A 24,302-nucleotide genomic window follows, 5' to 3' on the forward strand; every position below is an offset into this window, starting at 1 on the left:
GATGTGCTCTTTAGCTTAGTGTCGCGAGTGCGACGGGGTCAGATGGTATGGAGGGGCTTGCCCGCGAGGGCGAGGAACGCCTCGCCGAGGGCTTCGCTCTGGGTGGGGTGGGCGTGGACGAAGGGGGCGATGTCCTCGGGGTGCGCTTCCCATCCGATCGCGAGCTGCGCCTCGGTGATGAGTTCGCCCACGCGGTCGCCCACCAGGTGCACGCCGACGACCGGCCCGTCCGTGACCCGGACGACCTTGGCGAACCCGGCTGTTCCGAGGATCTCGCTCTTCGCATTACCAGCGAGGTTGAACTCGAACGCGGTGACCCGGTCGCCGTGCGCCGCCCGCGCCTGCTCCTCCGTCAGGCCCACCGAGGCGACCTCGGGGTGCGAGTACGAGACACGCGGGATGGTGGACTCCGGCACCGGGACGGGCGCGAGTCCCGCGATGCGCTCCGCGACGAAGATGCCCTGCTGGAAGCTGCGATGGGCGAGCTGCAGTCCGGGAACGATGTCGCCGACGGCCCAGACGTGGGGGACCGTGGTCCGAAGGTCGGCGTCGACGGTCACGAAGCCCCGATCGAGCGAGACTCCGGCCTCAGCCAGGCCGAGTCCGTCCGTGACGGGTCCGCGTCCCACGGCGACGAGGACGTAGTCCGCGTCGACGACCCGACCGTCCGAGAGTGTCACCGCAACGCCGTCCGCGCGAGCGGTCACGCCCTCGCACCGGGTCGACAGGGCGGTCTGGATGCCGCGCTTGCGATAGGCGCGCTCGAGAGCCTTACTCGAGGCGGCCTCCTCCGCAGGCAGCAGACGGTCGAGCGCTTCGACGACGAGTACCTCGGCGCCGAGCGAACGCCACGCGCTGGCGAACTCGACGCCGATCACCCCGCCGCCGAGGATCACGACGGACGACGGCACCTCGTCGAGGGTGAGCGCGGTCTCGCTCGTGAGGACTCGTCCGCCGGGCTCGATCCCGGGGAGGGACCGCGTCCGCGAGCCCGTCGCCAGGATCACGTCCGCACCGGCGTACTCGTCGTCGCCCACCACGATCGTCCGGTCGGCGGTCAGCCGTCCCTCGCCGGGGACGACGGTGATCCCGCGCGTCGACAGCAGGCTCTGCAGGCCTCGGTACTTCTTGGTGACGATACCCTCGCGGTACGCGGTCATCCGCGACGTGTCGAATCCCGACAGCGTCGCGTCGACGCCCACGGACGCCGCTTCGCGCACGTGATCGGCGATCTCGGCCGTGTGCAGCAGCGCCTTCGTCGGGACGCAGCCTCGATGCAGGCAGGTCCCCCCGACCTTGTCCTTCTCGACGAGTGCCACGGTCTTGCCGAGCTCGCTGGCGCGGATAGCCGCTGCATACCCGCCGCTGCCGCCACCCAGGACGACCAGGTCGAACTCGTGACGGGTCATCGCGATTCCGCCTCGAGGAAAGCGAGAAGCGATCGCACCGTCGCTGCCGTCGGTCCCTTGTCCGTCGGGCCGAAGGGCGACGCCTTGTTCTCGCCGCTTCCGGCGATGTCGAGATGGACCCAGGGGATACGGGGAGCGTCGGCATCCTCCGTCGTCCGTCCGACGAACCGCTGCAGGAAGAGCCCTGCGAACATCGTGCCGCCGGCGGGATCGCCGACCTTGGCGTTGCGGAGGTCGGCGATGGGGGAGTCGAGCTCGTCCTCCATGTGCTCGGGGAGGGGCAGCCGCCAGGCGGCTTCGCCGACGGAGGCGGCCGCCTCGAGGTAGCGCGCCACGGCGTCGTCGTCGCCCATCACGCCGGTGTGCCGGTTGCCGAGCGCCACGATGACGGCGCCCGTCAGGGTGGCGACGTCGACGATGACGTCGGGCCGGGTGCGACTCGCCGCGACGAGACCGTCGGCCATGACGAGGCGGCCCTCGGCATCCGTGTTGAGCACTTCGACGGTCGTCCCGTCGAGCATGCGGAGCACGTCGCCGGGGCGGGTCGCGCGTCCGGAGGGCATGTTGTCGGCGATGCAGAGCCAGGCGGTGACCCCGACGGCCAGCTCGCGCTGCGCGGCCGCCCGCACGACCGCGAGAGCCGTCGCCGCACCGGCCATGTCGAACTTCATGCCGACCATGGATGCCGGCGGCTTCAGCGACAGGCCGCCGGTGTCGAAGGTGATGCCCTTGCCGACGATCGCCACATGGCGGTCGGCGCCGGCGGGGGAGTAGGTCAGGCGGACGAGTCGCGGCGGGCGGTCCGAGCCCTGGCCGACCCCGAGGATGCCGCCGAAGCCCTGCGCGGCGAGCTCGGACTCATCGAGGACCTCGACGTCGACGGGCAGCCCTGCGACGGCTTCGATCGCGCGCTCCGCGAGATCGGCAGGGCCGAGCCACTCGGCGGGGATGTTGACGAGGTCCTTCACGAGAGCGACGGCGGAACCGGTGATGTCGACGCCGCGCACATCGGCCGGATCGACGTCGGCGGCGAGGTGGAGGGTCACGTGAGCGGCGCGCGTCTTGCCGGGCTCACCCGACTTGTAGCCCTCGAAGCGGTACCCGCCGAGGACGGCGCCCTCGGCAGCAGCACGCCAGTGATCCTCGGCGTGGGGGACCGCGACGGCGAGGTGCGCGAATCCGGTCGTGATGCGGACGGCGGCACCGACGGCATCCCGGACCGCATCCGCGGAAGGCGCCGCTCCCGTCCCGACGACGAAGAGGGGCAGATCCGTGGATGCCGGCGCGAAGACACGCGCTGTGGTGCCCGCGGCGCCGGTGTACCCCACACCGCGCAGCACGTCTTCGACGCCCGGCCAGTCTGCGAGGACCGTCGTCGCCTCATCGAGTGGCGGAAGCGCCAGGACGATCGCGTCGGCGCCGCCGTCGCGTGCAGGAGAGGTGGACACGGTCAGCTCGGGGTACGGCATGCCTCCCATCCTATGGAGGGCGGCGTTCGCTCAGAGCGGGACACCGGGCGCGCCGACCCCGTGAAGGCTGCTCCTACAGTGGAGACATGCCCCTGTCTGGTCCCCTGTACGAGCGCATCACGACCGCTCCGCCCGTTCCGGCGGGTCTGCCTCTGGTCGTCGCGTTGACCGGCTTCACCGATGCCGGATCCGCGGTGACGCGAGTCGTCGATCACCTGCACACCGAGCACGACCCGCAGCCGGTGGTCACCTTCAACCCGGATGTCCTGTTCGACTACCGCGCCCGTCGCCCGATCATCACGTTCGACGGCGACCACCTGACCGACTATCAGGCGCCCCGTCTCGACCTCGCCCTCGTGCACGATGCGCTGGGGCAGCCGTTCGTCCTGCTCTCGGGGTACGAGCCCGACTTCGCGTGGGAGGCGTTCGTCGACACGGTGGTGGGACTCGCCGAGGGACTTCAGGTCCGGTCGGTGACGTGGTTCCATGCGATCCCGATGCCGGTCCCGCACACCCGGCCGCTCGGGACGACGGTGAGCGGCAATCGGAGCGATCTGACCGAAGCCCACTCCGTGTGGAAGCCGCGCACGCAGGTGCCGTCGACGGCCGGGCACCTCCTCGAATACCGACTGTCGGATGCCGGGGTGTCGGTGTCGGGCTTCGCGCTCCTCATTCCGCACTACTTGGCGGAGACCGATTTCCCCGCCGCGGCCATCGCCGCCCTCGACAGCGTCTCGATCGCCACGGGCCTCGTCTTCGACAGTGACACGCTGCGCGAGGAGAACCGCGAGTACCTCGAGAAGGTCGACGACCAGGTGTCGTCGAGCGATGAGCTGACCACCATGCTGCACAACCTCGAGACGCGCTACGACGCTTACATGGCAGGAGCGACGCAAGCGCAGCCCATCATCCACACCGGCGACCTCCCCTCCGCCGACGAGCTGGCCGCGGAACTCGAGCGCTTCCTCGCCAACCGGCCGTCGGACGACGATCGTCGTCCCGGCCTCGGCTGAGGCGTCCGCCCATCCCACGCCCGCGGTCGTCGTCTCGTGGGAATGCCCATACGGTTTTCGGTGTTGACACCGGTGCGTCCTTCATGCATCTCGCACCTGTGAGAGAATGGACGAAATGACCCGTTGTCCGGTCCGAAGGAACGTCGCTGTGCGTGTCCGCGGGACTTGACAAGGGTCTTACTAGTGTCCGAAACCCGGCGGAGTGCCGTCGGTGAAAGGCGAGACGTGACTTCGAGCACGAAGACCACCCGTACACGAGCGGCAGAAGCGGTCGACGAAGCTGACGTCGTCGAGGCTGCCGAGACCGAGGCACCTGTCAAGAAGGCTCCGGCGAAGAAGGCCGCGGCGAAGAAGGCCCCCGCGAAGAAGCCGGCCGCGACGAAGGCGTCCCCGGCGAAGTCCCGCGCGAAGAAGTCCGCTGATGAGGACGACGACGAGGACGGCGAGGCGGACGAGGTCGAGCTCGACGCGACCGACGACGCACCCGAGGACGACGCCAAGAAGGACGCCGACAAGGCCGAAGGCGACGATGAGGACGAGCCGACCAAGCCGGCGTTCACCGAGCCGCTTCCGACGGGCGCGATCGTCATCTCGTCGTCGGACGACGACGAGGTCCCGGTCTACTCGACGCAGATCACCGGCGCGACCGCCGACCCGGTCAAGGACTACCTGAAGCAGATCGGCAAGGTTCCGCTCCTCAACGCCGCCGAAGAGGTCGAGCTGGCGATGCGCATCGAGGCCGGCCTGTTCGCCGAGGAGAAGCTCTCCCACATGACGGCGGCCGAGAAGTCGTCGCAGCTTGGTCTCGACCTGCAGTGGGTAGCCCGTGACGGACAGCGTGCGAAGAGCCACCTGCTCGGCGCCAACCTCCGTCTCGTGGTCTCGCTGGCAAAGCGCTACACCGGCCGCGGCATGCAGTTCCTGGATCTCATCCAGGAGGGCAACCTCGGCCTCATCCGCGCCGTGGAGAAGTTCGATTACACCAAGGGCTTCAAGTTCTCGACCTACGCGACGTGGTGGATCCGTCAGGCCATCACGCGCGCCATGGCCGACCAGGCGCGGACGATCCGCATCCCGGTCCACATGGTCGAGGTCATCAACAAGCTCGCCCGCGTGCAGCGTCAGATGCTCCAGGACCTGGGCCGCGAGCCCACGCCCGAGGAGCTCAGCCGCGAGCTCGACATGACGCCCGAGAAGGTCATCGAGGTCCAGAAGTACGGTCGTGAGCCGATTTCGCTCCACACCCCCCTGGGTGAGGACGGTGACAGCGAGTTCGGTGACCTCATCGAGGACACCGAGGCGGTCGTCCCCGCCGACGCCGTCGGTTTCACGATGCTGCAGCGGCAGCTGGAGTCCCTCCTCGACTCGCTGAGCGAGCGCGAGGCGGGCGTGATCCGGATGCGCTTCGGCCTCGGCGACGGTCAGCCCAAGACGCTCGACCAGATCGGCGACACGTTTGGCGTGACCCGCGAGCGGATCCGCCAGATCGAGTCCAAGACGATGGCGAAGCTGCGGCACCCGTCGCGGTCCCAGTCGCTCCGGGACTACCTCGAATGAGCGACGCCGCGAACGAGGGCAAGGAGCTCACGCGAGCGGTTGACGGCGCGACGTACGCCCGGATCCCCATCCGGACGCACGTCGTCATGCCGGGCGAGGACATCGACGAGATCGTCGCAACCTACGCCGCTCCGGAGCTCCAGCCCGGCGACCTGCTCTTCGTGACCGAGAAGATCGTCGCGATCACGCAGGGGCGCTCGTATCTCGTCGAGGACATCACGCCCAGGCCGCTCGCACGGTTCCTGTCGCGCTACGTCGTGAAGACGAAGTACGGCATCGGCCTCGGCATGCCCGAGACGATGGAGATGGCGCTCCGCGAATGCGGGACGCCTCGGATCGTGTTCGCGGCGGGTGTCGCGGCTGTGACGAAGCTCTTCGGGCGCCGTGGCGACTTCTACCGGATCGCCGGCGATAAGGCGCGCTCCATCGATGGGCCCACGCCGCACACGATCCCGCCCTACAACAAGGCGGTCGTGCTCGGTCCGAAGGATCCGGCTGCCGTGGCGGCGCGACTGAAGACCCGTCTCGGTGGGTCCTACGAGGTGGCCGTCGTCGACATCAACGACATTGGCGGCAACATCCTCGGGTCGACGCTCGACAAGGCGGGGGAGCAGCGACTCGTCCGCATCCTCTCGGACAATCCGCTCGGTCAGGGACACCAGTCCACGCCGCTCGGCATCATCCGTTCCACGAAGGCCTGATCATGAGTGCCGTGAACAGGCTCTACCGTCGCGGACGCTTCTTCGTGAAGCGCATCGTCAACTTCGACACCGATCGGGTGCTCCAGTTCGCCCGCCAGTCTGCGCGGCTCTCGAAAGCTCCGCTGTGGTGGGTCGTGGCGGATATGGCGTGGTGCTCGGTGCGCTACGAGACCACGTTCGAGAACTACTCGGAGTGGGACTTCCGCATCCTCAAGGGGCGCGAGCGCAAGACGTACATGACCGACCCGAAGTCGTTCCACCTGTCGCGACGCCTCAACGACAACGCGCAGCGCGCCGTCTTCGACGACAAGCTCCAGTTCGCGACGCGGTTCGGTCCGGAGCTCGGCCGTGAGTGGATCGATCTCGAAGAGACGGATGCCGCGGCCTTCGCCGACTTCGTTGGTCGGCATCCGCGCATCATCGCGAAGAACCCCGGCGGCGTCGGGGGTAACGGCATCACCCTCATCGATTCCGCGGAGATCGGCGACACCGCCGCGTTCCGCGAGCGGCTTCTCGCCGACCGGCAGAACCTGGTCGAAGAGGTGCTGGTCCAGCACCCCGACATGGCCGCGCTCTACCCGGGCAGCGTCAACTCGCTCCGGATGGTGTCGTACCTCGACCCCGACGGCGAGGTGCACGTGCTCGCGGGCGTCTTGAAGATCGGCAACGGCGGCGTCATCGACAACTTCAGCAACGGCGGCATGTACACGATGCTCGACGACAACGGCCGCGCACTCCACGCCGCCAGCGACGAGGAGGGGCGCCCGTTCGCGGAGCACCCCGCCACCGGCACGCCCATCACGGGCTTCCAGGTCCCGCTGTACGACGAGGTCCTGGCACTGGTGGACCGGCTCGCGCGACGCGTGCCCGCGTTCCCGTACATCGGGTGGGACATCGCCATCACGCCCGAGGGTCCGGTCGTCATCGAGGGCAACCACAACTCGGGTGTGTTCCAGTCGAAGCCGTCCGTCTCCGGCATCCGCCGTGGCCTGCTGCCTCGGTACCGCGCCGCGATGCGTTTCTGACCGACCCGAACCGAAGGGACCGCCATGCGCCGCATCCGCGTCCGCCTGCAGTACCTGATCCGACGTGCGCGGAAGATCCGACCGGGCAACCTCGTCGAGTTCGCGCGCACCGTGCAGCGCGTGTCGAAGGCGCCCCTGCCGGTGATCATCGCCGACATGCTGTGGTGCTCGGTGCGCTACGACATGGCCTTCCGCGACTACGCCGTCTGGGATATCCGCCTGCTGAACGCGCAGGAGCGGAAGACGTGGATGACGCACCCCAAGTCGTTCCGGATCACGAAGATGTACAACACGCCCGAGGGGCGCTCGAAGCTCGAGGACAAGCGCCGTTTCGCCCGCGAGTACGCGGACCTCCTCGGCCGCGAGACGATCGACCTGCGCGACGTCGACGACACCCAGCTGGCCGCTTTTCTCGCCCGCCACCCGCGCGTCCTCGCGAAGCCGAACGAGGGGCACGGCGGCGGCGGCATCGATCTGCACGAAGTCGACCCTGACGTCGACGTGGCGCGCTTCCGCGCCGAGGTCACGGCCAAGGGGCAGACCGTTCTCGACGAGTTCATCGTCCAGCATCCCGAGATGTCGGCGCTCTACCCGGACGCCGTGAACACCGTCCGCCTCATCACGTTCCTCGACGGGGAGGACCGCGTCCACTTGCTGGCGGCGGTGCTCCGCATCGGCAACGGGGACGTGATCGACAACTTCGCCTCGGGCGGGATGTTCACGATGCTCGACGACGACGGCATCGCGATGTACCCGGGAGTCGACAAGAACAGCAACGTCTACCGTGAGCACCCGGTCACCGGGACTCCGATCGTCGGATTCCAGGTGCCGGAGTACAGCCGCGTCCTCGACCTCGTCGCCGCCCTTGCACGCCGCACGCCCGAAGCGCCCTACGTGGGATGGGACATCGCGATCACCCCGAACGGGCCGGTCGTCATCGAGGGGAACCACAACTCGAGCGTCTTCCAGCCGAAGCCCTCGGCGTCGGGTGTCCGCACCGGCCTGTTGCCCGTCTACCAGGCGGCCGTCGGGTTCTGACTCGAGCTCTTACGCGAAAGCCCCCTGCATGATGCAGGGGGCTTTCGTCGTGATCGGGATGCCGCGGCTCAGACCGCCTCGGTCAGGCGAGCGGTCTCGTCGTGCCACGAGGTGGCGACGGCGCGCAGCTTCTCTTCGTACTTGCGGCCGTGGTGGGCGCAGAACAGGAGCTCGCTCCCGTTGACCTCGGCGGCGATGTAGGCCTGGGCTCCGCAGGAGTCGCAGCGATCCATCGCCGTCAGGCGGTGTTCGAGGACGGCTCCGGGCTCGGTGGTGGTCGACGTGCTCATGTCAGGTGCCTCCTCGTACTGCTCATGACGGGTGAACTGTCATTTCATACAACCACGCGGATGTTGTGGGTATGCCGCCATTGCGTGACATTTCGCTCCGGGCGTACGGTATGTGCCCGCCGCATCCGCGTCGGCTCCCGCGCTCGTGTGTCGGTCAGGCGACTGTCGGTGGCGCCGAATACGATGGGAGATCGTGACCGCCGAGTATTCCGCCCATCATCTCCAGGTCCTGGAAGGGCTCGAAGCCGTCCGCAAGCGGCCGGGCATGTACATCGGCTCGACGGACTCCCGCGGTCTCATGCACTGCCTCTGGGAGATCATCGACAACTCCGTCGACGAGGCGCTCGGTGGCCACGGCGACCGGATCGAGATCCTGCTCTACGCCGACGGCAGCGTCGAGGTCCGCGACCGTGCCCGCGGCATCCCGGTCGACATCGAACCCCGCACCGGACTGTCGGGCGTGGAGGTCGTCTTCACCAAGCTCCACGCGGGGGGCAAGTTCGGCGGCGGGTCCTACGCGGCATCCGGTGGTCTCCACGGTGTCGGTGCGTCCGTCGTGAACGCGCTGTCCGAGCGGCTCGACGTGGAGGTCGACCGCGGCGGCAAGACGTATGCGATGTCGTTCCACCGCGGCGAACCCGGCTTGTTCGACGGCGACGGCCCGGCATCGCCGTTCCGTCCCTTCGAGAAGTCGAGCGAGCTCAGAGTCGTCGGCAAGGCGCCTCGCGGTGTCACGGGCAGCCGCATCCGCTACTGGGCCGACCGGCAGATCTTCACGAAGGATGCCGCCTTCGATCTGAGCGAGCTCGAGCAGCGCGCGCGGCAGACCGCTTTCCTCGTTCCCGGGCTCGAGATCGTCATCGTCGACCGCCGGACCAACGAGGAGATCGAGACGAGCTTCCGCTACGACGGCGGCATCTCGGAATTCGCGGACTTCCTCGCACCGGACGCGCCCATCACGGACACGTGGCGTCTGTCGGGAACGGGCACCTTCACGGAGACGGTCCCCGTCCTGCAGCCCTCCGGTGCCATGGTGCCCACCGAGGTGGAGCGCGAGTGCGAGGTCGACATCGCCCTCCGCTGGGGCACGGGGTACGAGACGATGGCCCGCTCGTTCGTGAACATCATCGCGACGCCCAAGGGGGGCACGCACCAGCAGGGCTTCGAGCAGGGGCTCATGAAGACCCTTCGGGGGCAGATCGAGTCGAACGCGCGCAAGCTCAAGGTCGGGGCGAACGAGAAGATCGAGAAGGACGACATCCTCGCGGGTCTGTCGACCGTGCTCACGGTGCGCCTGCCCGAACCGCAGTTCGAGGGGCAGACGAAGGAGATCCTCGGCACGCCTGCGGTCCGCAACATCGTGGCATCCGTCGTCTCGAAGGAGCTCGCCGCGAAGTTCGCCTCTCCGAAACGCGACGACAAGGCGCAGACGGCGCTCCTGCTCGAGAAGGTCGTCTCGGAGATGAAGGCGCGCATCTCCGCGCGCACCCACAAAGAGACGCAGCGCCGCAAGAACGCGCTCGAGTCGTCGTCGCTGCCGACGAAGCTCGCCGACTGCCGCACGAACGACGTGGCCGAATCCGAACTGTTCATCGTCGAGGGCGACTCGGCACTCGGCACGGCGAAGCTCGCGCGCAACAGCGAGTACCAGGCCCTCCTGCCGATCCGCGGCAAGATCCTCAACGTGCAGAAGGCCTCTATCAGCGACATGCTGTCGAACGCGGAGTGCGCCGCGATCATTCAGGTGATCGGGGCGGGGTCCGGCCGGTCGTTCGACCTCGAGGCCGCTCGCTACGGCAAGATCATCCTGATGAGCGACGCCGACGTCGACGGCGCTCACATCCGCACGCTGCTGCTGACGCTGTTCTTCCGCTACATGCGGCCTCTGATCGAAGAGGGTCGGGTCTATGCCGCGGTCCCGCCGCTGCACCGGGTGGTCGTCATGAACCCGGGCACCAAGCCGAACGAGACGATCTACACCTACAGCGAGCAGGAGCTGCACACCCTGCTGGCGAAGCTGACGAGGTCCGGCAAGCGCTGGCAGGAACCGGTCCAGCGGTACAAGGGACTCGGCGAGATGGATGCCGATCAGCTCGCCACCACGACGATGGACCGGGCGGGCCGAACGCTCCGCCGGGTCCGCGTGCAGGATGCCGAGGTCGCATCGACGGTGTTCGAGCTGCTGATGGGCTCCGAGGTCGCGCCGCGTCGCGACTTCATCGTCACCTCGAGCGAACGCCTCGACCGCGAGCGCATCGACGCCTGACGCCCGCGGCGCTAGCGTGACGGGTATGGAAGCCCATCGTGTCGTCGCACCGGTCATCGCCCCGGGGGAGAAGCCGAAAGGCCCTGCCTCGTACTTCCCGAGCATCGAGAAGACGTACGGACAGCCGGTGCAGCGCTGGCTCGACATCGCCGCGGACAGCCTCGACACCCGCACGCACATGGAGACGGTGGCCGTCCTGAAGGACGAGCACGGTCTCGGGCACGGACACGCCAACGCCATCGTCGCCTACGTGAAGGCGAAGCTCGCCGGCTGAGGCCGGTTCAGGCCACCGTCGTGCCGATGGCCCCGACCGCGGCGTCGAGCGCCTGGCCCGAGGCATCCCGCTTCGCACCGGTCTCCGGCAGCGGTCGGACCGCACCGTCGATGCCGACGGCGCGCGGCTGATCGCCGACCCACGCGACGAGCAGTGCATCCTCCCACCGGAGGAAACGCTGCGCGCGGACCCCGCCGGTCGCCCGGCCCTTCGCGGGGAACTCGGAGAACAGCGAGACCTTCGCCGATCCGGGATCCGTGCCCGGCAACGCGGCGCTCGCCCCCGCGACCGTCGCCACCACGGTGTCGTCCGTCGCGCTGATCGCCGCGAATGCGATGACACGGGCGCCGTCCGACAGTCGGATCCCCGCCATGCCGCCCGCAGAGCGGCCCTGCGGTCGAACCGAGGACGCGTCGAAGCGCAGCAGCTGCGCATCGCTCGACACGAACACGAGCTCCGTGGCGTCGGGGGCGAGGGCGGCGCCGACGACGGTATCGCCGGGCTTCAGGGAGATGATCTCGACGTCCGGCTTGCCGGCGGGCAGCTCTGTCGCGGCGACGCGCTTGACGACGCCCTGCGCCGTGCCGAGCGCGATCGGGGCATCGGCCGTCAGCGGGACGATCGCGACGACGTGCTCGGTCGGGGCGAGGCCGAGATACTGGTCGGCGCGGGTGCCCGCCGCGAGCTGCACCGAGTTCGCCGGCACGGACGGCAGGTCGACGGGCGTGAAGCGCACGAGCCGGCCCAGGGTCGTTACCGCTCCGAGGTCACCACGCGTCGTGCCGTCGACGGAGGACCGAATGGCGTCGTGTTTCGAGCGTCGCGTCGGCGTGACGACGCCGCCGCCGGGCGCATCCGCGATGAGCTCCGCGCGCACCATGCGTCCGGTCGCCGAGAGGTAGACGCGGCACGGCGCATCGGCGATCTGCAGGTCCGCCGGCGCCGCGGCACGGCCGCGCGGGGCGACGGGGCCGCCGTTCATGAGCAGCGTGCGCCGCGGCGTGCCGAAGGCGTCGGACGCGGCATCCAACTCCGTTGCGACCTGGCGGCGAAGGAGCACGTCGCTGCCGAGGAGTTCCTCCAGTGCGGCGATGTCGGCCTTCAGCGTGTTCTGTTCGGCCTCGAGCTCGACGCGCGAGAACTTCGTGAGCCGGCGCAGCCGCAGCTCGAGGATGTACTCGGCCTGCAGTTGGGACAGGTCGAACACGTCCATGAGGCGCGTCCGCGCCTGCTCGCTGTCGTCGGATGTGCGGATGACCTGGATGACCTCGTCGATGTCGAGGATCGCGATGAGGAGACCCTCGACGAGGTGCAGGCGTTCCTGCTTGCGCGCGAGGCGGTAGCGGCTGCGGCGGGTGACGACCTGGATGCGATGATCCAGGTAGACGCGTAGCAGTTCCTTGAGCCCGAGGGTCTGCGGCTGACCGCCGACGAGCGCGACGTTGTTGATGCCGAACGAGTCCTCGAGCGGCGTGAGGCGATAGAGCTGCTCCAGGACGGCGTTCGGGTCGAAGCCGGTCTTGATCCCGATCACGAGGCGCAGGCCGTTGTTGCGGTCGGTGAGGTCGGTGAGGTCGGAGATTCCGGTGAGCTTCTTCGCCGAGACGGCGTCGCGGATCTTCTCCATGACGCGCTCCGGTCCCACCATGTAGGGCAGCTCCGTGACGACGATGCCCGTGCGGCGCGGGCCGAGCGATTCGATCGAGGTCTTCGCACGGGTGCGGAACGTCCCGCGGCCGGTCTGATACGCCTCTTTGATGCCGTCGAGTCCGACGATGACGCCGCCGCCGGGAAGGTCCGGTCCCGGCACGAACTCCATGAGCTCCTCGAGGGTCGCGCCGGGGTGCTCGAGCAGGTGGATGGCGGCCGAGACGACCTCGATGAGGTTGTGCGGTGCCATGTTCGTCGCCATACCCACGGCGATTCCGGTCGCGCCATTGACGAGCAGGTTCGGGAAGGCGGCGGAGAGGACCTCGGGCTGCTGGAACTGGCCGTCGTAGTTCGGGATGAAGTCGACGACGTCCTCGTCGAGGTTCTCCGTGAGGGCCAGAGCGGATGCCGCGAGGCGAGCCTCGGTGTAGCGAGCGGCCGCAGGGCCGTCATCGAGCGAGCCGAAGTTGCCGTGTCCGTCGACGAGCGGCACGCGGAGCGCGAAGTCCTGCGCGAGGCGGACGAGCGCGTCGTAGATCGCGGAGTCGCCGTGCGGGTGCAGCTTGCCCATCACATCGCCGACGACGCGCGCGCTCTTCACGTGGCCGCGGTCGGGGCGCAGACCCATCTCGGACATCTGGAAGAGGATGCGGCGCTGCACCGGCTTCAGCCCGTCGCGGGCATCCGGAAGGGCACGTGAGTAGATGACCGAGTAGGCGTACTCCAGGAACGAGCCCTGCATCTCGTCAGCGAGGTCGACGTCCTCGATGCGTTCAACAGCGGGCGGGGGAGGGGGAGTGCGCGATGCCATGGCCTCGATCGGTCTTCGGGAGATGCTGCGGGGGCCAGAGACGGCGGTGAAGCACCGTGTGGAAGACTGACCCGGGTGTCACTCAGCCTACCCGCGGACCCGCCGTCAGCCCGGAGCCTCACCGGTGTCGTGCCGCAGATCCTGGCCTCTCTCGAGGGCCGCGGCGAATGGTTTCCGCCGGCCCGGTCGGCGATCGTGCTGCTCGTCGACGGTCTCGGTCGCGCCAACCTGACCGCCCGCGCCGGGTACGCCCGGTTCCTCACCGGGCGGATGACGAAGAAGGATGCCGCCCGCACCGTCTTCCCCTCGACCACGGCGGTCGCGCTTGCGAGTCTCCTGACCGGCGAGACGCCCGGGACGCACGGCCTCGTCGGTTACCGGGTCCGCATCCCCGGTACGGACCTGGCGCCCAATCAGCTCAAAGGGTGGGAGACCGACGGGCTGGACCCGTCGACCTGGCAGCGGTCGGTCCCGTTGCTCGAACGTGAGGTCGCCGCCGGGCGTCCCTGCTTCGTCGTCTCGCAGCCGCGCTACGCCGGGACCGGCTTCACGGCCGCCCTCCAGCGGGGTGCGGAGTTCGTCGGCGCCGCCTCGATCGCTGAGCGGGTGGAACGCGCCGCGGACCTCGCCCTCCGGCATCCGGGTGCCCTCGTATACGCCTACGTGCCGGAACTCGACACGATCGCCCACGCGCGGGGATGGGAGAGCGACGAGTGGGCCGCGGGCCTCGAACGGGTCGACGGGGCGGCTAAGGACCTCGACGCAGCCATCGGCTCCCACGCGGCGGCGATCCTCACCGCTGATCATGGCATCGTCGACGTCCCGCGCCATCGCCAGGTCCTGCTCAAAGAGGGCGATCCGCTGGTGGAGGGCGTGAACATCGTCGGCGGCGAGCCGCGGATGCTGCATCTCTATACCGAGGAGGGCAGAGCGGGCGACGTCCTGAATCGGTGGCGGGATGCCGAGTCCTCCCGCGCCTGGGTGATGTCACGCGACGAGGCGGTCGCCGCTGGGCTGTTCGGCACGTCGCCCGACCCGGAAGTCCTGCCGCGGATCGGTGACGTCCTCGTCGCGGCGCGCTCGGCGATCGCCTATTACGACGATCGGGAGGCCGACAAGAAGCCGCAGAACATGATCGGGCAGCACGGCTCGCTCACCGACCAGGAACGCGTCGTCCCCCTGGTGCGGCTCGGGGCCTTCGGCTGAGCTCAGCCGTCTTCGGTGCGAGCGCCGAAGACGATCTCGTCCCACGACGGCATCGACGTGCGTCCGCGTCGACGGCTCTGCTCGGCGGGCGGCTCGGTGACAGCCTCGGGCTCGGCATCCTCCGGCTCTGCGGGCGTCGCCTGGTCGTCGTCCGTCTCCGGAGCGTCGAAGAGCGCGACGGGGGTCGACGAGCGTTCCTCGCTGTGCTCGGCGGGCATCGGTTCGCGCTGGCCGCGACGGCGACGGAGCGCCTCGAGAAGGTCCGCGGTCTCTGCGGAGGTCACCGGTGCGTCCGGGGCGCGCTTGATGGCGGCCTGCTGAACGGCGGGGGAGGACGACGGGCGTGCTTCGGGTGTGTCGAAGTCCGCTTCCGGCTCTGTCACGGCGCGGGGACCGAACGTGCCGGTGTCGAATCGCGTGGCATCCTTCTGCGGCGCGGAATCGAGAGCGCGCAGACGGGGGATGAGCCCCTCCGGCAGGGAACCCTGGCGCGACAGCTGGGTCGCGTCGGAGTTCTGCGGAGACAGGGACGAACGACGCGGGTCGAACGACCAACGTGCGTCGTGCTCCACCTCGCCCACCGTGAACTCGAGCTTCACGGTCCAGCCGTTCTGGTCCTTCCAACTCGTCCACCGCTCGCCGGTGGCGCCGGCTTCGGTGAGCTTGGCACGGACGGCGTTGCCGAACGTCGGCTGCGCACCCGGGTCGAGTTCGCCGCCGATCAGCACCGTCACCGCGAGGGCCTGGCCCACGACGTGCTCGCGCTCGGCGAGGACGGGGCCTTCGAAACGCTGGACGTCCTCGACGCGCACTCCGAGAAGTTGCGCGACGTCCTCCGCGGTCATGCCGGCACGGATGTGGGACTGGATGTGACGCGGGTTCGGCCGCGTGGTGCGGGGCTCGGCATCGCGCTGCAGGCGTCGCAACTGGGCGCGCAGAGCCTCGTCGACGGCGAGTGAGAATCGGTCGCCGGCGTCGGTCGCGAGCATCAGGCGACCGTCTTCGGTGCCGATCACTTTGAGCTGTTCCATGCGGACGTCCTCCAGATCCAGCGGGTGCGTTCATGGTGTCACGGCGAACGGTCGAGGGCGGGAATATCCGGGGCGTGCCGCGAGTTTGCGGTGGGGCCCCTCCGAAAGGCGGCGGCGACCCGGCGGCTCATTTGCGATTCACCGACAGGTGATGCAAACTATGGCCGCCCGAACGGGCCGCACCCACAGCACCACCCCGAAAGTTGAGACGTTCTCGAATGGCCACGGATTACGACGCCCCCCGCAAGACCGAAGACGACAGCGAGTCGATCGAAGCTCTCAAGGAACGCGTCCCGGACAAGATGTCCGGCTCGGTCGACGTCGAAGACTCTGACAACCCCAGCGGTTTCGAGCTCCCCGGCGCCGACCTGTCCGACGTCGACCTCGACGTCGTCGTCCTGCCCCCGCAGGAGGACGAGTTCACCTGTGTCGAGTGCTTCCTCGTGAAGCACCGGACCCAGATCGACCACCAGACCTCGATCGGCGCGATCTGCACCGAGTGCGCAGCGTAAGCAGCGCCGATATCAGCGACCCCGCTGCGCGCGGGTGATCATCGCCGCCACCCGATCAGGGGTGCGGGACGAGAACACCCAGCGTGCTGTGGGGTCGTCGTCGTCTGAGACGGGGACGCGCACGACCCCGTCGATCCCGCCGCGGAGCAGATGCCAGTCGTCGCGTCGGAGGCCCCCGCCTCGGGCAGCCCGCGCCTCTTCTCCCGTCAGAACCTCGGGCTCGCCGAGGTCGGCGACCGGGATGTGCGCCCGCCCGACGCGGAGCACGCCGTCTGCGAGCGTCACGACGGGAGCAGTCAGGATCAGCGACGACACCAGGACGACGCCGACGGCGAGTCCGATGGCGAGGGCGAGGGTCGTGTCGATCGGCGAGAAGACCACCGCCGCCATGGGCGCGCAGACCGCGGCGCTCACCAGGAGCCACAGCGAAGGGCTGAGCCGTTCGCGGTACGAGGAGGGGACGGGGCGGTCGGGGTTGTGCATTAGCCTCGGGGGGTGATGGATACCGTGGACGTTCCCATTATCTCGGCTCATGTGCCCGTCTACGCGCACCCGGGTGATGCCGGCGCCGACCTCGTCTCCACAGAGCAGGTCCGTCTGGCCCCCGGTCAGCGCGCTCTCATCGGCACGGGAGTGCGCATTGCGCTGCCCGACGGCTACGTCGCTTTCGTCGTCCCTCGCAGCGGTCTGGCCGCCAAGCACGGCATCACCGTGGTCAACTCACCGGGCACGGTCGACGCGGGGTACCGGGGCGAGATCAAGGTCACGCTGTTGAACACGGATGCCGCGGAGCCCTTCGACATCGCTCCGGGCGACCGCATCGCCCAGCTCATCGTGATGCCCGTCTCGCGGGCGACCTTCCTCCCCGTCGACGCCCTTCCCGACAGCGTGCGCGGCGAAGGGGGCTTCGGATCCACCGGCTACACGACAGGAACAACCGCATGAGCGACGAGCTCGCACCCAAGTCGGCACCGAGCGATCGGGCTGAGAACGGTCCGTTCGACGAGGCGGAGGCGAACCCGGTCCGTCCGTACATCGACCTCGGCGGGGTCAAAGTCCTGCCTCGGGAGGGGCTGAACCTCCGCCTGGAAGTCGAAGAGCAGACGAAACGCATCGTGGCCGTCGGGCTCGACTACGCCGGATCGACACTGCAGGTGCAGCCGTTCGCCGCGCCGCGGTCGAGCGGCCTGTGGGAGGAGACGCGCGAGCAGATCCGTCAGCAGGTCCGTCAGCAGGGTGGGCGCGTCGAGGAGCGGGAAGGGCCGCTCGGCCCCGAGCTGCTCGCCGAGGTGCCCGTCGCCGGTGCGGACGGGGCCGCCGGGAAGCGCCTCGCGCGCTTCGTCGGTGTCGATGGTCCGCGCTGGTTCCTGCGCGGTGTCATCGGAGGAGCCGCGGCGAGCGACATCGCGGCCGCCGAGCAGGTCGAAGACCTCTTCCGCTCGATCGTCGTCGTCCGCGGCAACACGCCCATGCCGCCGCGCGACCTCATCCCGCTGAAGATGCCGGCATCCCCCGGTAGCGCATGACCACCTCACAGGACCGTCCCGAATCCGGGAAGCCTCAGCCGGTGCGGGAAGACCTCGTGCCACCGCCGGCGGGCGAGCCGACGGCATCCGGCCTTCTCGGTCAGGCTCTCGGCGGCGCAGCCAAGCGCGCGGGTCTGGATCCGGCGGAGGACGCAACGACAGGTCACGTCGTGTGGCGTGCGATGGGCGGATGGCGCGGCATCGCGGAGTCGGTCCTCCCCGGACTCGTGTTCGTCGTGCTCTTCACCGTCACCGGACAGGACCTCGTGCTGTCGCTCGTGGCCTCGGTGGGGCTGGCGGCCGTCTTCACCGTGATCCGGCTCATCCAGCGTTCGCCTGCTGCGGCCGCCTTCGGTGGTCTCGTCGCGACGGGTGTCGCTGCGGCACTCGCCCTCTTCACGGGGCGCGGTGTCGACAACTTCGTCCCCGGGCTCATCACCAACGCCGCCTACGGGACCGGGTTCCTCGTGTCGGCACTGGTCGGCTGGTCGCTGATCGGTTTAGCGGTCGGCTTCCTCATGAACGAGGGCACGGCGTGGCGGGCCGATCGGCGAAAGCGTCGGGTCTTCTTCTGGCTCGCGATCGCATGGGCTGCCCTTTTCTACGCGCGCCTCGCGGTGCAGCTCCCGCTGTACCTCGCCGATCAGACGGCGGCGCTCGGCACCCTGAAGCTCATCATGGGTCTTCCCCTCTTCGCGCCGATGGTGGCGGTCACCTGGCTGGCTGTCCGGGCGCTCTACCCGCGGCGCGCCGAAGGATCCGACGAGAGCTGACAAGCCGCGCGACGGGGCGTGCCGAGTGGTTGACTGGGCCGCATGGACGCCGTCCCCATGTTCCCGCTCGGCAGTGTGCTCTTCCCGCACACGCCGCTGGCGCTGCGGGTGTTCGAGCCGCGGTACCTGACGATGATGGGTCGCCTGCTAGACGCGGAGGATCCCTCGTTCGGCGTCGTCCTCATCGAGCGGGGACTGGAATCCGGGGGAGGGGACGAGCGCAGTGCGCTCGGCACGATGGCTCGCATCGTCCGGATCGAGGCCGGCGCGGCCGATCTGTTCGTCATCGCCGTCGGCGGCGAGCGGATCGCGGTCGACCGGTGGCGCGCCGATGACCCGCATCCCGTCGCGGATGTCACGACGGTCGAGCCGCTGAGCTGGAACGACGACCTCCTTCCGCTGCGTCGCGAAGCGGAACGGGTCGTGCGCCGGGTCGCGACCCTCGCCGCCGTCCTCGACGAAGCGCGGTGGGATCCGGACACCGAGATCTCGGACGATCCCGTGGAGTCGTCGTGGCAGCTCGCCGCTATGGCGCCGCTCGGCGAGTACGACAGGTTCCGCCTGCTCGGTTCGACGACGCTGGCGGAGCTCCTCACGAGGCTGATCGACCTGTGTCTCGAGGAGGAGCCGGTCCTCGTCGCTCGGGCGGCGGATGTCGCCGAGTCGGACGGCGACGAGCTCTGAGTCCTCGCCGCCGGGCGAAGTGAGGTATCTTGATATCAAGATAAATTTCGCCCGCCGGGGTAAGGCGGACCTCACTAGTCACCGGGACCGGGCGGGGCGAAGATGGGAGGGCCGGCTGACGCCGCGCCCGCCGACGAAGGAGAGCACACGTGTCCACTGTTGACAGCTTCGGTGCCAAGAGCACACTCACAGTCGGCGACACCGACTACGAGATCTTCCGCATCGAGACCGTTCCCGGTTTCGAGAAGCTTCCGTACAGCCTCAAGATCCTCCTCGAGAACCTGCTTCGCACCGAGGACGGTGCGAACGTCACCGAGGAGCAGATCGAGGCTCTCGGGAACTGGAACCCCGACGCCGAGCCGAACACCGAGATCCAGTTCACGCCCGCACGCGTGGTCATGCAGGACTTCACCGGTGTCCCGTGCATCGTCGACCTCGCCACCATGCGCGAGGCCGTCACCGCCCTCGGCGGCGACCCGAGCAAGATCAACCCGCTGTCGCCGGCCGAGATGGTCATCGACCACTCGGTCATCGCAGACCTCTTCGGTTCCGACAACGCCCTCGAGCGCAACGTCGAGATCGAGTACGAGCGCAACGGCGAGCGCTACCAGTTCCTGCGCTGGGGCCAGACCGCTTTCGACGACTTCAAGGTCGTCCCGCCGGGGACGGGCATCGTCCACCAGGTGAACATCGAGCACCTCGCGAAGGTCATCTACGACCGCGAGGTCGGTGGTGTCCTGCGCGCCTACCCCGACACGTGCGTCGGCACCGACTCGCACACCACGATGGTCAACGGCCTCGGCGTCCTCGGGTGGGGCGTCGGCGGCATCGAGGCCGAGGCGGCCATGCTCGGCCAGCCCGTCTCCATGCTCATCCCGCGCGTGGTCGGCTTCAAGCTGACCGGTGAGATCCCCGCCGGCGTGACCGCGACCGACGTCGTCCTCACGATCACCGACATGCTGCGCAAGCACGGCGTCGTCGGCAAGTTCGTCGAGTTCTACGGCGAGGGCGTCGCGCAGGTGCCGCTGGCCAACCGCGCCACCATCGGCAACATGAGCCCGGAGTTCGGCTCGACCGCGGCGATGTTCCCCGTCGACGACGTGACGCTCGACTACCTGCGCCTCACCGGCCGCGACGAGCAGACCGTCGCCCTCGTCGAGGCCTACGCCAAGGCGCAGTCGCTGTGGCACGACGCCTCCCGCGAGCTCAGCTTCAGCGAGTTCATGGAGCTCGACCTCTCGACGGTCGTGCCCTCCATCGCGGGTCCCAAGCGTCCGCAGGACCGCATCCTCCTCTCCGACGCGAAGAACCAGTTCGAGAAGGACATCCTCAACTACGCGGATGCCGCCGCTGAAGACTCCGTCGAGATCGAGGGAACCTTCCCCGCGTCCGACCCCGGTTCCGCTCCGGGTGTCGAGCACGAGACCGTCTCGGCCGAGGGCGTCTCGCACCAGCACGAGCACGAGCACGTCCCCTCGATGATCTCGAGCGGTGCACGCCACGCGGCATCCAAGCCCGTCAAGGTGACGACGCCCGAGGGCCAGTCCTACCTGCTCGACAACGGTGCGGTCACCCTCGCGGCCATCACCTCGTGCACCAACACGTCGAACCCGTCGGTCATGATCGCGGCGGGCCTGCTCGCCAAGAAAGCCGTCGACAAGGGCCTGAAGCGCAAGCCGTGGGTCAAGACGACGCTCGGCCCGGGCTCGAAGGTCGTCACCGACTACTACGAGAAGTCCGGCCTCGACAAGGCGCTCGAGGGTCTCGACTTCTACACCGTCGGCTACGGCTGCACGATCTGCATCGGCAACTCCGGACCGCTCATCGAAGAGGTCTCCGCGGCGATCAACGAGAACGACCTCGCCGTCACGGCCGTCCTCTCGGGCAACCGCAACTTCGAGGGCCGCATCAGCCCCGACGTGAAGATGAACTACCTCGCGTCGCCCCCGCTGGTCGTCGCTTACGCCCTCGCGGGTTCGATGAACTTCGACTTCGAGACCGACGCGCTCGGCAAGGACGAGGCCGGCAACGACGTGTTCCTGAAGGACATCTGGCCCTCGCCCGACGAGGTTCAGGAGGTCATCGACCACTCCATCTCGCGCGAGCAGTTCATCAAGCAGTACTCGACCGTCTTCGACGGCGACGAGCGCTGGCAGAACCTTCCGACGCCCACCGGCCCCATCTTCGAATGGGACGAGGACTCGACGTACGTGCGCAAGGCTCCGTACTTCGATGGCATGGAGAACACGCCGGCTCCCGTCACCGACATCTCCGGTGCGCGAGTCATGGCGACCCTGGGCGACTCGGTCACGACCGACCACATCAGCCCCGCCGGCAACATCAAGGCCGGCACCCCGGCGGCTCAGTACCTCACCGAGCACGGCGTCGCGCAGAAGGACTTCAACTCCTACGGCTCGCGTCGCGGTAACCACGAGGTCATGATCCGCGGCACCTTCGCCAACATCCGTCTGAAGAACGAGATCGTCGCCGCAGTGAACGACGGGAAGGTCATCGAGGGTGGCTTCACCCGCGACTTCACCCAGGAGGGTGGCCCGCAGTCGTACATCTACGACGCGAGCCAGAACTACCAGGCGCAGGGCACCCCGCTGGTCGTCTTCGGCGGTAAGGAGTACGGTTCCGGTTCGTCCCGCGACTGGGCGGCCAAGGGCACGAGCCTGCTGGGCGTCAAGGCGGTCATCACCGAGAGCTTCGAGCGTATCCACCGCTCGAACCTCATCGGCATGGGCGTCGTCCCGCTGCAGTTCCCCGCCGGCGAGAGCTGGAGCTCGCTCGGTCTCGACGGCACCGAGATCGTCTCGATCACGGGCCTCGAGCAGCTGAACGAGGGCGTCACGCCGAAGACGGTCAAGGTCGTCGCCGAGCCGAGCGAGTTCTCGGCCGAGGGCAAGCAGACGATCGAGTTCGACGCGGTCGTCCGGATCGACACCCCTGGCGAGGCGGACTACTACCGCAACGGCGGCATCCTGCAGTACGTGCTGCGTTCGCTGGTCTGACCCGGCTTGTCAAGAGGACCCCGGCTCCGCGTGGAGTCGGGGTCCTCTCGCATGCGGGCACGTAGACTCCTGACATGAGTCTTCTCGAGGGAATTTCCGGTCCGCGCGACCTCGATCGGTTCTCGAGCGAGCAGCTCCACGTCCTGGCTGACGAGATCCGGACCTTCCTGGTCGAGAACGTCTCGCGCACCGGTGGCCACCTCGGTCCGAACCTCGGAGTCGTCGAGCTGACGATCGCCCTGCACCGCGTTTTCGACTCCCCGAACGACCCGATCATCTTCGACACCGGTCACCAGTCCTACGTCCACAAGCTCCTCACCGGCCGTCAGGATTTCTCCCAGCTCCGCTCGCGCGGGGGCCTGGCGGGCTACCCGCAGCGGTCCGAGAGCCCGCACGACGTCGTCGAGTCGTCGCATGCGTCGAGCTCGCTGAGCTGGGCGGACGGCGTCTCGCGCGCCCTCACGGTGACCGGGCGCAAGGACCGTCACGTCGTGGCCGTCGTGGGCGACGGTTCCCTCACGGGCGGCATGACGTGGGAAGCCCTCAACAACATCTCCGACGACAACGACCGCAACCTGGTCATCGTCGTCAACGACAACGGCCGCTCCTACGCCCCCACCATCGGAGGCATGGCGCGCTACCTGAACCGCGTCCGCACCGCGGACAGCTACAAGACGCTGCGGCAGAGCTCCGCTCACGTCTCCCGTCTTCTCGGTCCGATCGGTCGCGCGGTGTACCGCGGTGTCCGGGGCGGCACGCACGGCTTCCTGTCGCGCTTCACGAACAACGTCGCGCTGTACTCCAACCTCGACATCAAATACCTCGGCCCCGTCGACGGGCATGACCTCGACGCCATGGAGGAGACCCTCCGCCTCGCGAAGGAGTACGGCGCTCCCGTCATCGTCCACGCCATCACCGACAAGGGGCGCGGCTTCGAACCGGCCCGTCGTGATGAGGCCGACCAGTTCCACGCGGTCGGGAAGATCGACCCCGTCACGGGGGAGCCGATCGGATCCTCGGATGCCGTCGCCTGGACGGACGTCTTCTCTGAGGCGCTCGTGGCCGCCGGTGAGCGTCGCGAGGACATCATCGCGATGACCGCGGCGATGCTGCGACCGACCGGTCTGCAGGACTTCGCGCAGCGGTTCCCGACGCGGGTCTACGACGTCGGCATCGCCGAGCAGCACGCGGTCGCGTCGGCTGCCGGGCTCGCCTTCGGCGGGCTCCACCCGGTCGTGGCGATCTACGCCACCTTCATGAACCGCGCGTTCGACCAGGTCATGATGGACGTCGCCCTGCACAAGGCGGGGGTCACCTTCGTCCTGGACCGCTCGGGCGTCACCGGGCCCGACGGCCCCAGCCACCACGGCATCTGGGACCTGGCGATGCTCCAACTGGTGCCGGGGATCCGCATCGCCGCGCCGCGCGATGCGGAGCGGCTCCGCGAGCTCTTCGACGAGGCGGTCGCCGTCGAGGACGCCCCGACCGTCGTGCGATTCCCGAAGGGATCGGTCCCCGATGCCCTCGAAGCCATCGAGCGACTCCAGGACGGCACGGACGTGCTGTTCCGAAGCGGTTCCGAGGACGTCCTCATCGTCGGGATCGGCCCGATGGCCCACATGGCCGTCGAGGTCGCCGAACGACTCCGTGCCCAGGGAATCGGCTCGACCGTTGTCGATCCCCGGTGGGCGGTACCGATCCGTCCCTCGATCGTCGAGCTCGCGGCATCCCACCGCCTGGTGATCACGATCGAGGACGGTATCCGCGTCGGGGGTGTCGGCACGCGCGTGCGTCAGGTGCTCCGTGAGTCGGGCGTCTCGACGGCTGTCGACGAGCTGGGCCTCCCGGACGAGTTCATCGATCACGCGACCCGCGAGCAGATCCTCGACGACGCCGGGTTGACGGCCTCCAAGATCGCGCAGGACGTCGTCGCGCAGGTGCTGGGCACGCGCGTACCCGTCGCACGGCAGTCGGCCGACGATGCGGTCTGGACATCGCACGAGGTCGAACTGCGGGGCCCGACCGACGCGGGTTCCGACTGACCGCGTGACAG

21 protein-coding genes are annotated in these 24,302 nt (G+C 68.7%); 15 read left to right on the top strand and 6 right to left on the bottom strand.

Going from position 1 to position 24,302, the window contains the following annotated elements:
• Nucleotides 1–38: 38 nt before the first annotated feature.
• Both lpdA and ABCU91_RS08965 read right to left on the bottom strand, forming a co-directional pair.
• Nucleotides 39–1,409 (bottom strand): dihydrolipoyl dehydrogenase, encoded by a 1,371-nt coding sequence (gene lpdA / locus ABCU91_RS08960; protein ID WP_413353447.1) that lies wholly within the window; start codon nt 1,407–1,409, stop codon nt 39–41.
• A complete protein-coding gene (locus ABCU91_RS08965) occupies nt 1,406–2,878 on the bottom strand; it encodes a leucyl aminopeptidase (protein WP_413353448.1) in 1,473 nt (490 codons plus the stop codon). Before ABCU91_RS08965 ends, lpdA begins: the two co-directional genes overlap by 4 nt.
• Before the next feature lie 86 nt (nt 2,879–2,964).
• Between ABCU91_RS08965 and ABCU91_RS08970 the strand changes: the two genes are divergently transcribed.
• The 5 genes from ABCU91_RS08970 (at nt 2,965) to ABCU91_RS08990 (ending at nt 8,212) form a co-directional block, all read left to right on the top strand.
• Nucleotides 2,965–3,891 carry a proteasome assembly chaperone family protein gene (locus ABCU91_RS08970; protein ID WP_406924323.1) on the top strand — a complete coding sequence of 309 codons (927 nt, stop codon included), beginning with the start codon at nt 2,965–2,967 and terminating at the stop codon, nt 3,889–3,891.
• A 225-nt stretch (nt 3,892–4,116) separates the two neighbouring features.
• Entirely contained in the window at nt 4,117–5,448 is a 1,332-nt protein-coding gene (locus ABCU91_RS08975; RefSeq protein WP_413353449.1) for an RNA polymerase sigma factor, read from the top strand.
• Nucleotides 5,445–6,149, top strand: a complete 705-nt coding sequence (locus ABCU91_RS08980) for a coenzyme F420-0:L-glutamate ligase (RefSeq protein WP_091353357.1) — start codon at nt 5,445–5,447, stop codon at nt 6,147–6,149. The genes ABCU91_RS08975 and ABCU91_RS08980 overlap by 4 nt, the downstream gene beginning before the upstream one ends.
• A gap of 2 nt (nt 6,150–6,151) precedes the next feature.
• Nucleotides 6,152–7,174: a sugar-transfer associated ATP-grasp domain-containing protein gene (locus tag ABCU91_RS08985; RefSeq protein ID WP_413353450.1), complete on the top strand. Its 1,023-nt coding sequence runs from the start codon at nt 6,152–6,154 to the stop codon at nt 7,172–7,174.
• A gap of 24 nt (nt 7,175–7,198) precedes the next feature.
• Nucleotides 7,199–8,212 carry a sugar-transfer associated ATP-grasp domain-containing protein gene (locus tag ABCU91_RS08990; RefSeq protein ID WP_413353451.1) on the top strand — a complete coding sequence of 338 codons (1,014 nt, stop codon included), beginning with the start codon at nt 7,199–7,201 and terminating at the stop codon, nt 8,210–8,212.
• 68 nt (nt 8,213–8,280) lie between these two features.
• Here ABCU91_RS08990 and ABCU91_RS08995 read toward each other — a convergent pair whose 3' ends face one another.
• Nucleotides 8,281–8,502 carry a hypothetical protein gene (locus tag ABCU91_RS08995; RefSeq protein WP_091353368.1) on the bottom strand — a complete coding sequence of 74 codons (222 nt, stop codon included), beginning with the start codon at nt 8,500–8,502 and terminating at the stop codon, nt 8,281–8,283.
• A 193-nt stretch (nt 8,503–8,695) separates the two neighbouring features.
• Here ABCU91_RS08995 and ABCU91_RS09000 point away from each other — a divergent pair, with 193 nt between their 5' ends.
• Nucleotides 8,696–10,768, top strand: coding sequence for a DNA gyrase/topoisomerase IV subunit B (locus ABCU91_RS09000; RefSeq protein WP_413353452.1), 2,073 nt, complete (start codon nt 8,696–8,698; stop codon nt 10,766–10,768).
• Between the two features lie 25 nt (nt 10,769–10,793).
• Nucleotides 10,794–11,042, top strand: coding sequence for a DUF4287 domain-containing protein (locus tag ABCU91_RS09005; RefSeq protein ID WP_413353453.1), 249 nt, complete (start codon nt 10,794–10,796; stop codon nt 11,040–11,042).
• A 7-nt stretch (nt 11,043–11,049) separates the two neighbouring features.
• Here ABCU91_RS09005 and ABCU91_RS09010 read toward each other — a convergent pair whose 3' ends face one another.
• Nucleotides 11,050–13,503 carry a DNA gyrase/topoisomerase IV subunit A gene (locus ABCU91_RS09010; protein WP_413353454.1) on the bottom strand — a complete coding sequence of 818 codons (2,454 nt, stop codon included), beginning with the start codon at nt 13,501–13,503 and terminating at the stop codon, nt 11,050–11,052.
• Between the two features lie 75 nt (nt 13,504–13,578).
• Between ABCU91_RS09010 and ABCU91_RS09015 the strand changes: the two genes are divergently transcribed.
• Complete coding sequence (locus ABCU91_RS09015) at nt 13,579–14,709, top strand: alkaline phosphatase family protein (RefSeq protein WP_413353455.1); 1,131 nt, start codon at nt 13,579–13,581, stop codon at nt 14,707–14,709.
• A gap of 2 nt (nt 14,710–14,711) precedes the next feature.
• Here ABCU91_RS09015 and sepH read toward each other — a convergent pair whose 3' ends face one another.
• Nucleotides 14,712–15,740 (bottom strand): septation protein SepH, encoded by a 1,029-nt coding sequence (sepH, locus tag ABCU91_RS09020; RefSeq protein WP_413353456.1) that lies wholly within the window; start codon nt 15,738–15,740, stop codon nt 14,712–14,714.
• A gap of 218 nt (nt 15,741–15,958) precedes the next feature.
• Between sepH and ABCU91_RS09025 the strand changes: the two genes are divergently transcribed.
• Entirely contained in the window at nt 15,959–16,252 is a 294-nt protein-coding gene (locus ABCU91_RS09025; RefSeq protein WP_018186686.1) for a DUF4193 domain-containing protein, read from the top strand.
• A gap of 12 nt (nt 16,253–16,264) precedes the next feature.
• On the opposite strand, the gene ABCU91_RS09030 is transcribed toward ABCU91_RS09025, so the two are convergent.
• Nucleotides 16,265–16,735, bottom strand: a complete 471-nt coding sequence (locus tag ABCU91_RS09030; RefSeq protein ID WP_406924314.1) for a DUF3093 domain-containing protein — start codon at nt 16,733–16,735, stop codon at nt 16,265–16,267.
• 12 nt (nt 16,736–16,747) lie between these two features.
• Here ABCU91_RS09030 and dut point away from each other — a divergent pair, with 12 nt between their 5' ends.
• The 6 genes from dut to dxs all read left to right on the top strand — a co-directional run bounded on the left by dut (nt 16,748) and on the right by dxs (nt 24,291).
• Nucleotides 16,748–17,197, top strand: coding sequence for a dUTP diphosphatase (gene dut / locus ABCU91_RS09035; RefSeq protein WP_406924313.1), 450 nt, complete (start codon nt 16,748–16,750; stop codon nt 17,195–17,197).
• Nucleotides 17,194–17,778 (top strand): DUF3710 domain-containing protein, encoded by a 585-nt coding sequence (locus tag ABCU91_RS09040; RefSeq protein WP_406924312.1) that lies wholly within the window; start codon nt 17,194–17,196, stop codon nt 17,776–17,778. The genes dut and ABCU91_RS09040 overlap by 4 nt, the downstream gene beginning before the upstream one ends.
• Nucleotides 17,775–18,551 (top strand): DUF3159 domain-containing protein, encoded by a 777-nt coding sequence (locus tag ABCU91_RS09045; RefSeq protein ID WP_413353457.1) that lies wholly within the window; start codon nt 17,775–17,777, stop codon nt 18,549–18,551. The genes ABCU91_RS09040 and ABCU91_RS09045 overlap by 4 nt, the downstream gene beginning before the upstream one ends.
• A 42-nt stretch (nt 18,552–18,593) precedes the next feature.
• Entirely contained in the window at nt 18,594–19,235 is a 642-nt protein-coding gene (locus ABCU91_RS09050) for an LON peptidase substrate-binding domain-containing protein (protein ID WP_406924310.1), read from the top strand.
• 149 nt (nt 19,236–19,384) lie between these two features.
• Entirely contained in the window at nt 19,385–22,249 is a 2,865-nt protein-coding gene (locus ABCU91_RS09055) for an aconitate hydratase (protein ID WP_413353458.1), read from the top strand.
• Nucleotides 22,250–22,323: 74 nt separating this feature from the next.
• Nucleotides 22,324–24,291: a 1-deoxy-D-xylulose-5-phosphate synthase gene (gene dxs, locus ABCU91_RS09060; protein WP_413353459.1), complete on the top strand. Its 1,968-nt coding sequence runs from the start codon at nt 22,324–22,326 to the stop codon at nt 24,289–24,291.
• Nucleotides 24,292–24,302 lie beyond the last annotated feature (11 nt).

Origin of the sequence: Microbacterium phoenicis (assembly GCF_047302325.1) — a bacterium.
Lineage (GTDB): Bacteria > Actinomycetota > Actinomycetes > Actinomycetales > Microbacteriaceae > Microbacterium.

What these genes read in the sequence shown, in the direction of transcription:
- lpdA (WP_413353447.1), bottom strand. Translation starts at nt 1,409, where the DNA reads ATGACCCGTCACGAGTTCGACCTGGTCGTCCTGGGTGGCGGCAGCGGC.
- ABCU91_RS08965 (WP_413353448.1), bottom strand. Translation starts at nt 2,878, where the DNA reads ATGCCGTACCCCGAGCTGACCGTGTCCACCTCTCCTGCACGCGACGGC.
- ABCU91_RS08970 (WP_406924323.1), top strand. Translation starts at nt 2,965, where the DNA reads ATGCCCCTGTCTGGTCCCCTGTACGAGCGCATCACGACCGCTCCGCCC.
- ABCU91_RS08980 (WP_091353357.1), top strand. Translation starts at nt 5,445, where the DNA reads ATGAGCGACGCCGCGAACGAGGGCAAGGAGCTCACGCGAGCGGTTGAC.
- ABCU91_RS08985 (WP_413353450.1), top strand. Translation starts at nt 6,152, where the DNA reads ATGAGTGCCGTGAACAGGCTCTACCGTCGCGGACGCTTCTTCGTGAAG.
- ABCU91_RS08990 (WP_413353451.1), top strand. Translation starts at nt 7,199, where the DNA reads ATGCGCCGCATCCGCGTCCGCCTGCAGTACCTGATCCGACGTGCGCGG.
- ABCU91_RS08995 (WP_091353368.1), bottom strand. Translation starts at nt 8,502, where the DNA reads ATGAGCACGTCGACCACCACCGAGCCCGGAGCCGTCCTCGAACACCGC.
- ABCU91_RS09005 (WP_413353453.1), top strand. Translation starts at nt 10,794, where the DNA reads ATGGAAGCCCATCGTGTCGTCGCACCGGTCATCGCCCCGGGGGAGAAG.
- ABCU91_RS09010 (WP_413353454.1), bottom strand. Translation starts at nt 13,503, where the DNA reads ATGGCATCGCGCACTCCCCCTCCCCCGCCCGCTGTTGAACGCATCGAG.
- sepH (WP_413353456.1), bottom strand. Translation starts at nt 15,740, where the DNA reads ATGGAACAGCTCAAAGTGATCGGCACCGAAGACGGTCGCCTGATGCTC.
- ABCU91_RS09025 (WP_018186686.1), top strand. Translation starts at nt 15,959, where the DNA reads ATGGCCACGGATTACGACGCCCCCCGCAAGACCGAAGACGACAGCGAG.
- ABCU91_RS09030 (WP_406924314.1), bottom strand. Translation starts at nt 16,735, where the DNA reads ATGCACAACCCCGACCGCCCCGTCCCCTCCTCGTACCGCGAACGGCTC.
- ABCU91_RS09040 (WP_406924312.1), top strand. Translation starts at nt 17,194, where the DNA reads ATGAGCGACGAGCTCGCACCCAAGTCGGCACCGAGCGATCGGGCTGAG.
- ABCU91_RS09045 (WP_413353457.1), top strand. Translation starts at nt 17,775, where the DNA reads ATGACCACCTCACAGGACCGTCCCGAATCCGGGAAGCCTCAGCCGGTG.
- ABCU91_RS09050 (WP_406924310.1), top strand. Translation starts at nt 18,594, where the DNA reads ATGGACGCCGTCCCCATGTTCCCGCTCGGCAGTGTGCTCTTCCCGCAC.
- dxs (WP_413353459.1), top strand. Translation starts at nt 22,324, where the DNA reads ATGAGTCTTCTCGAGGGAATTTCCGGTCCGCGCGACCTCGATCGGTTC.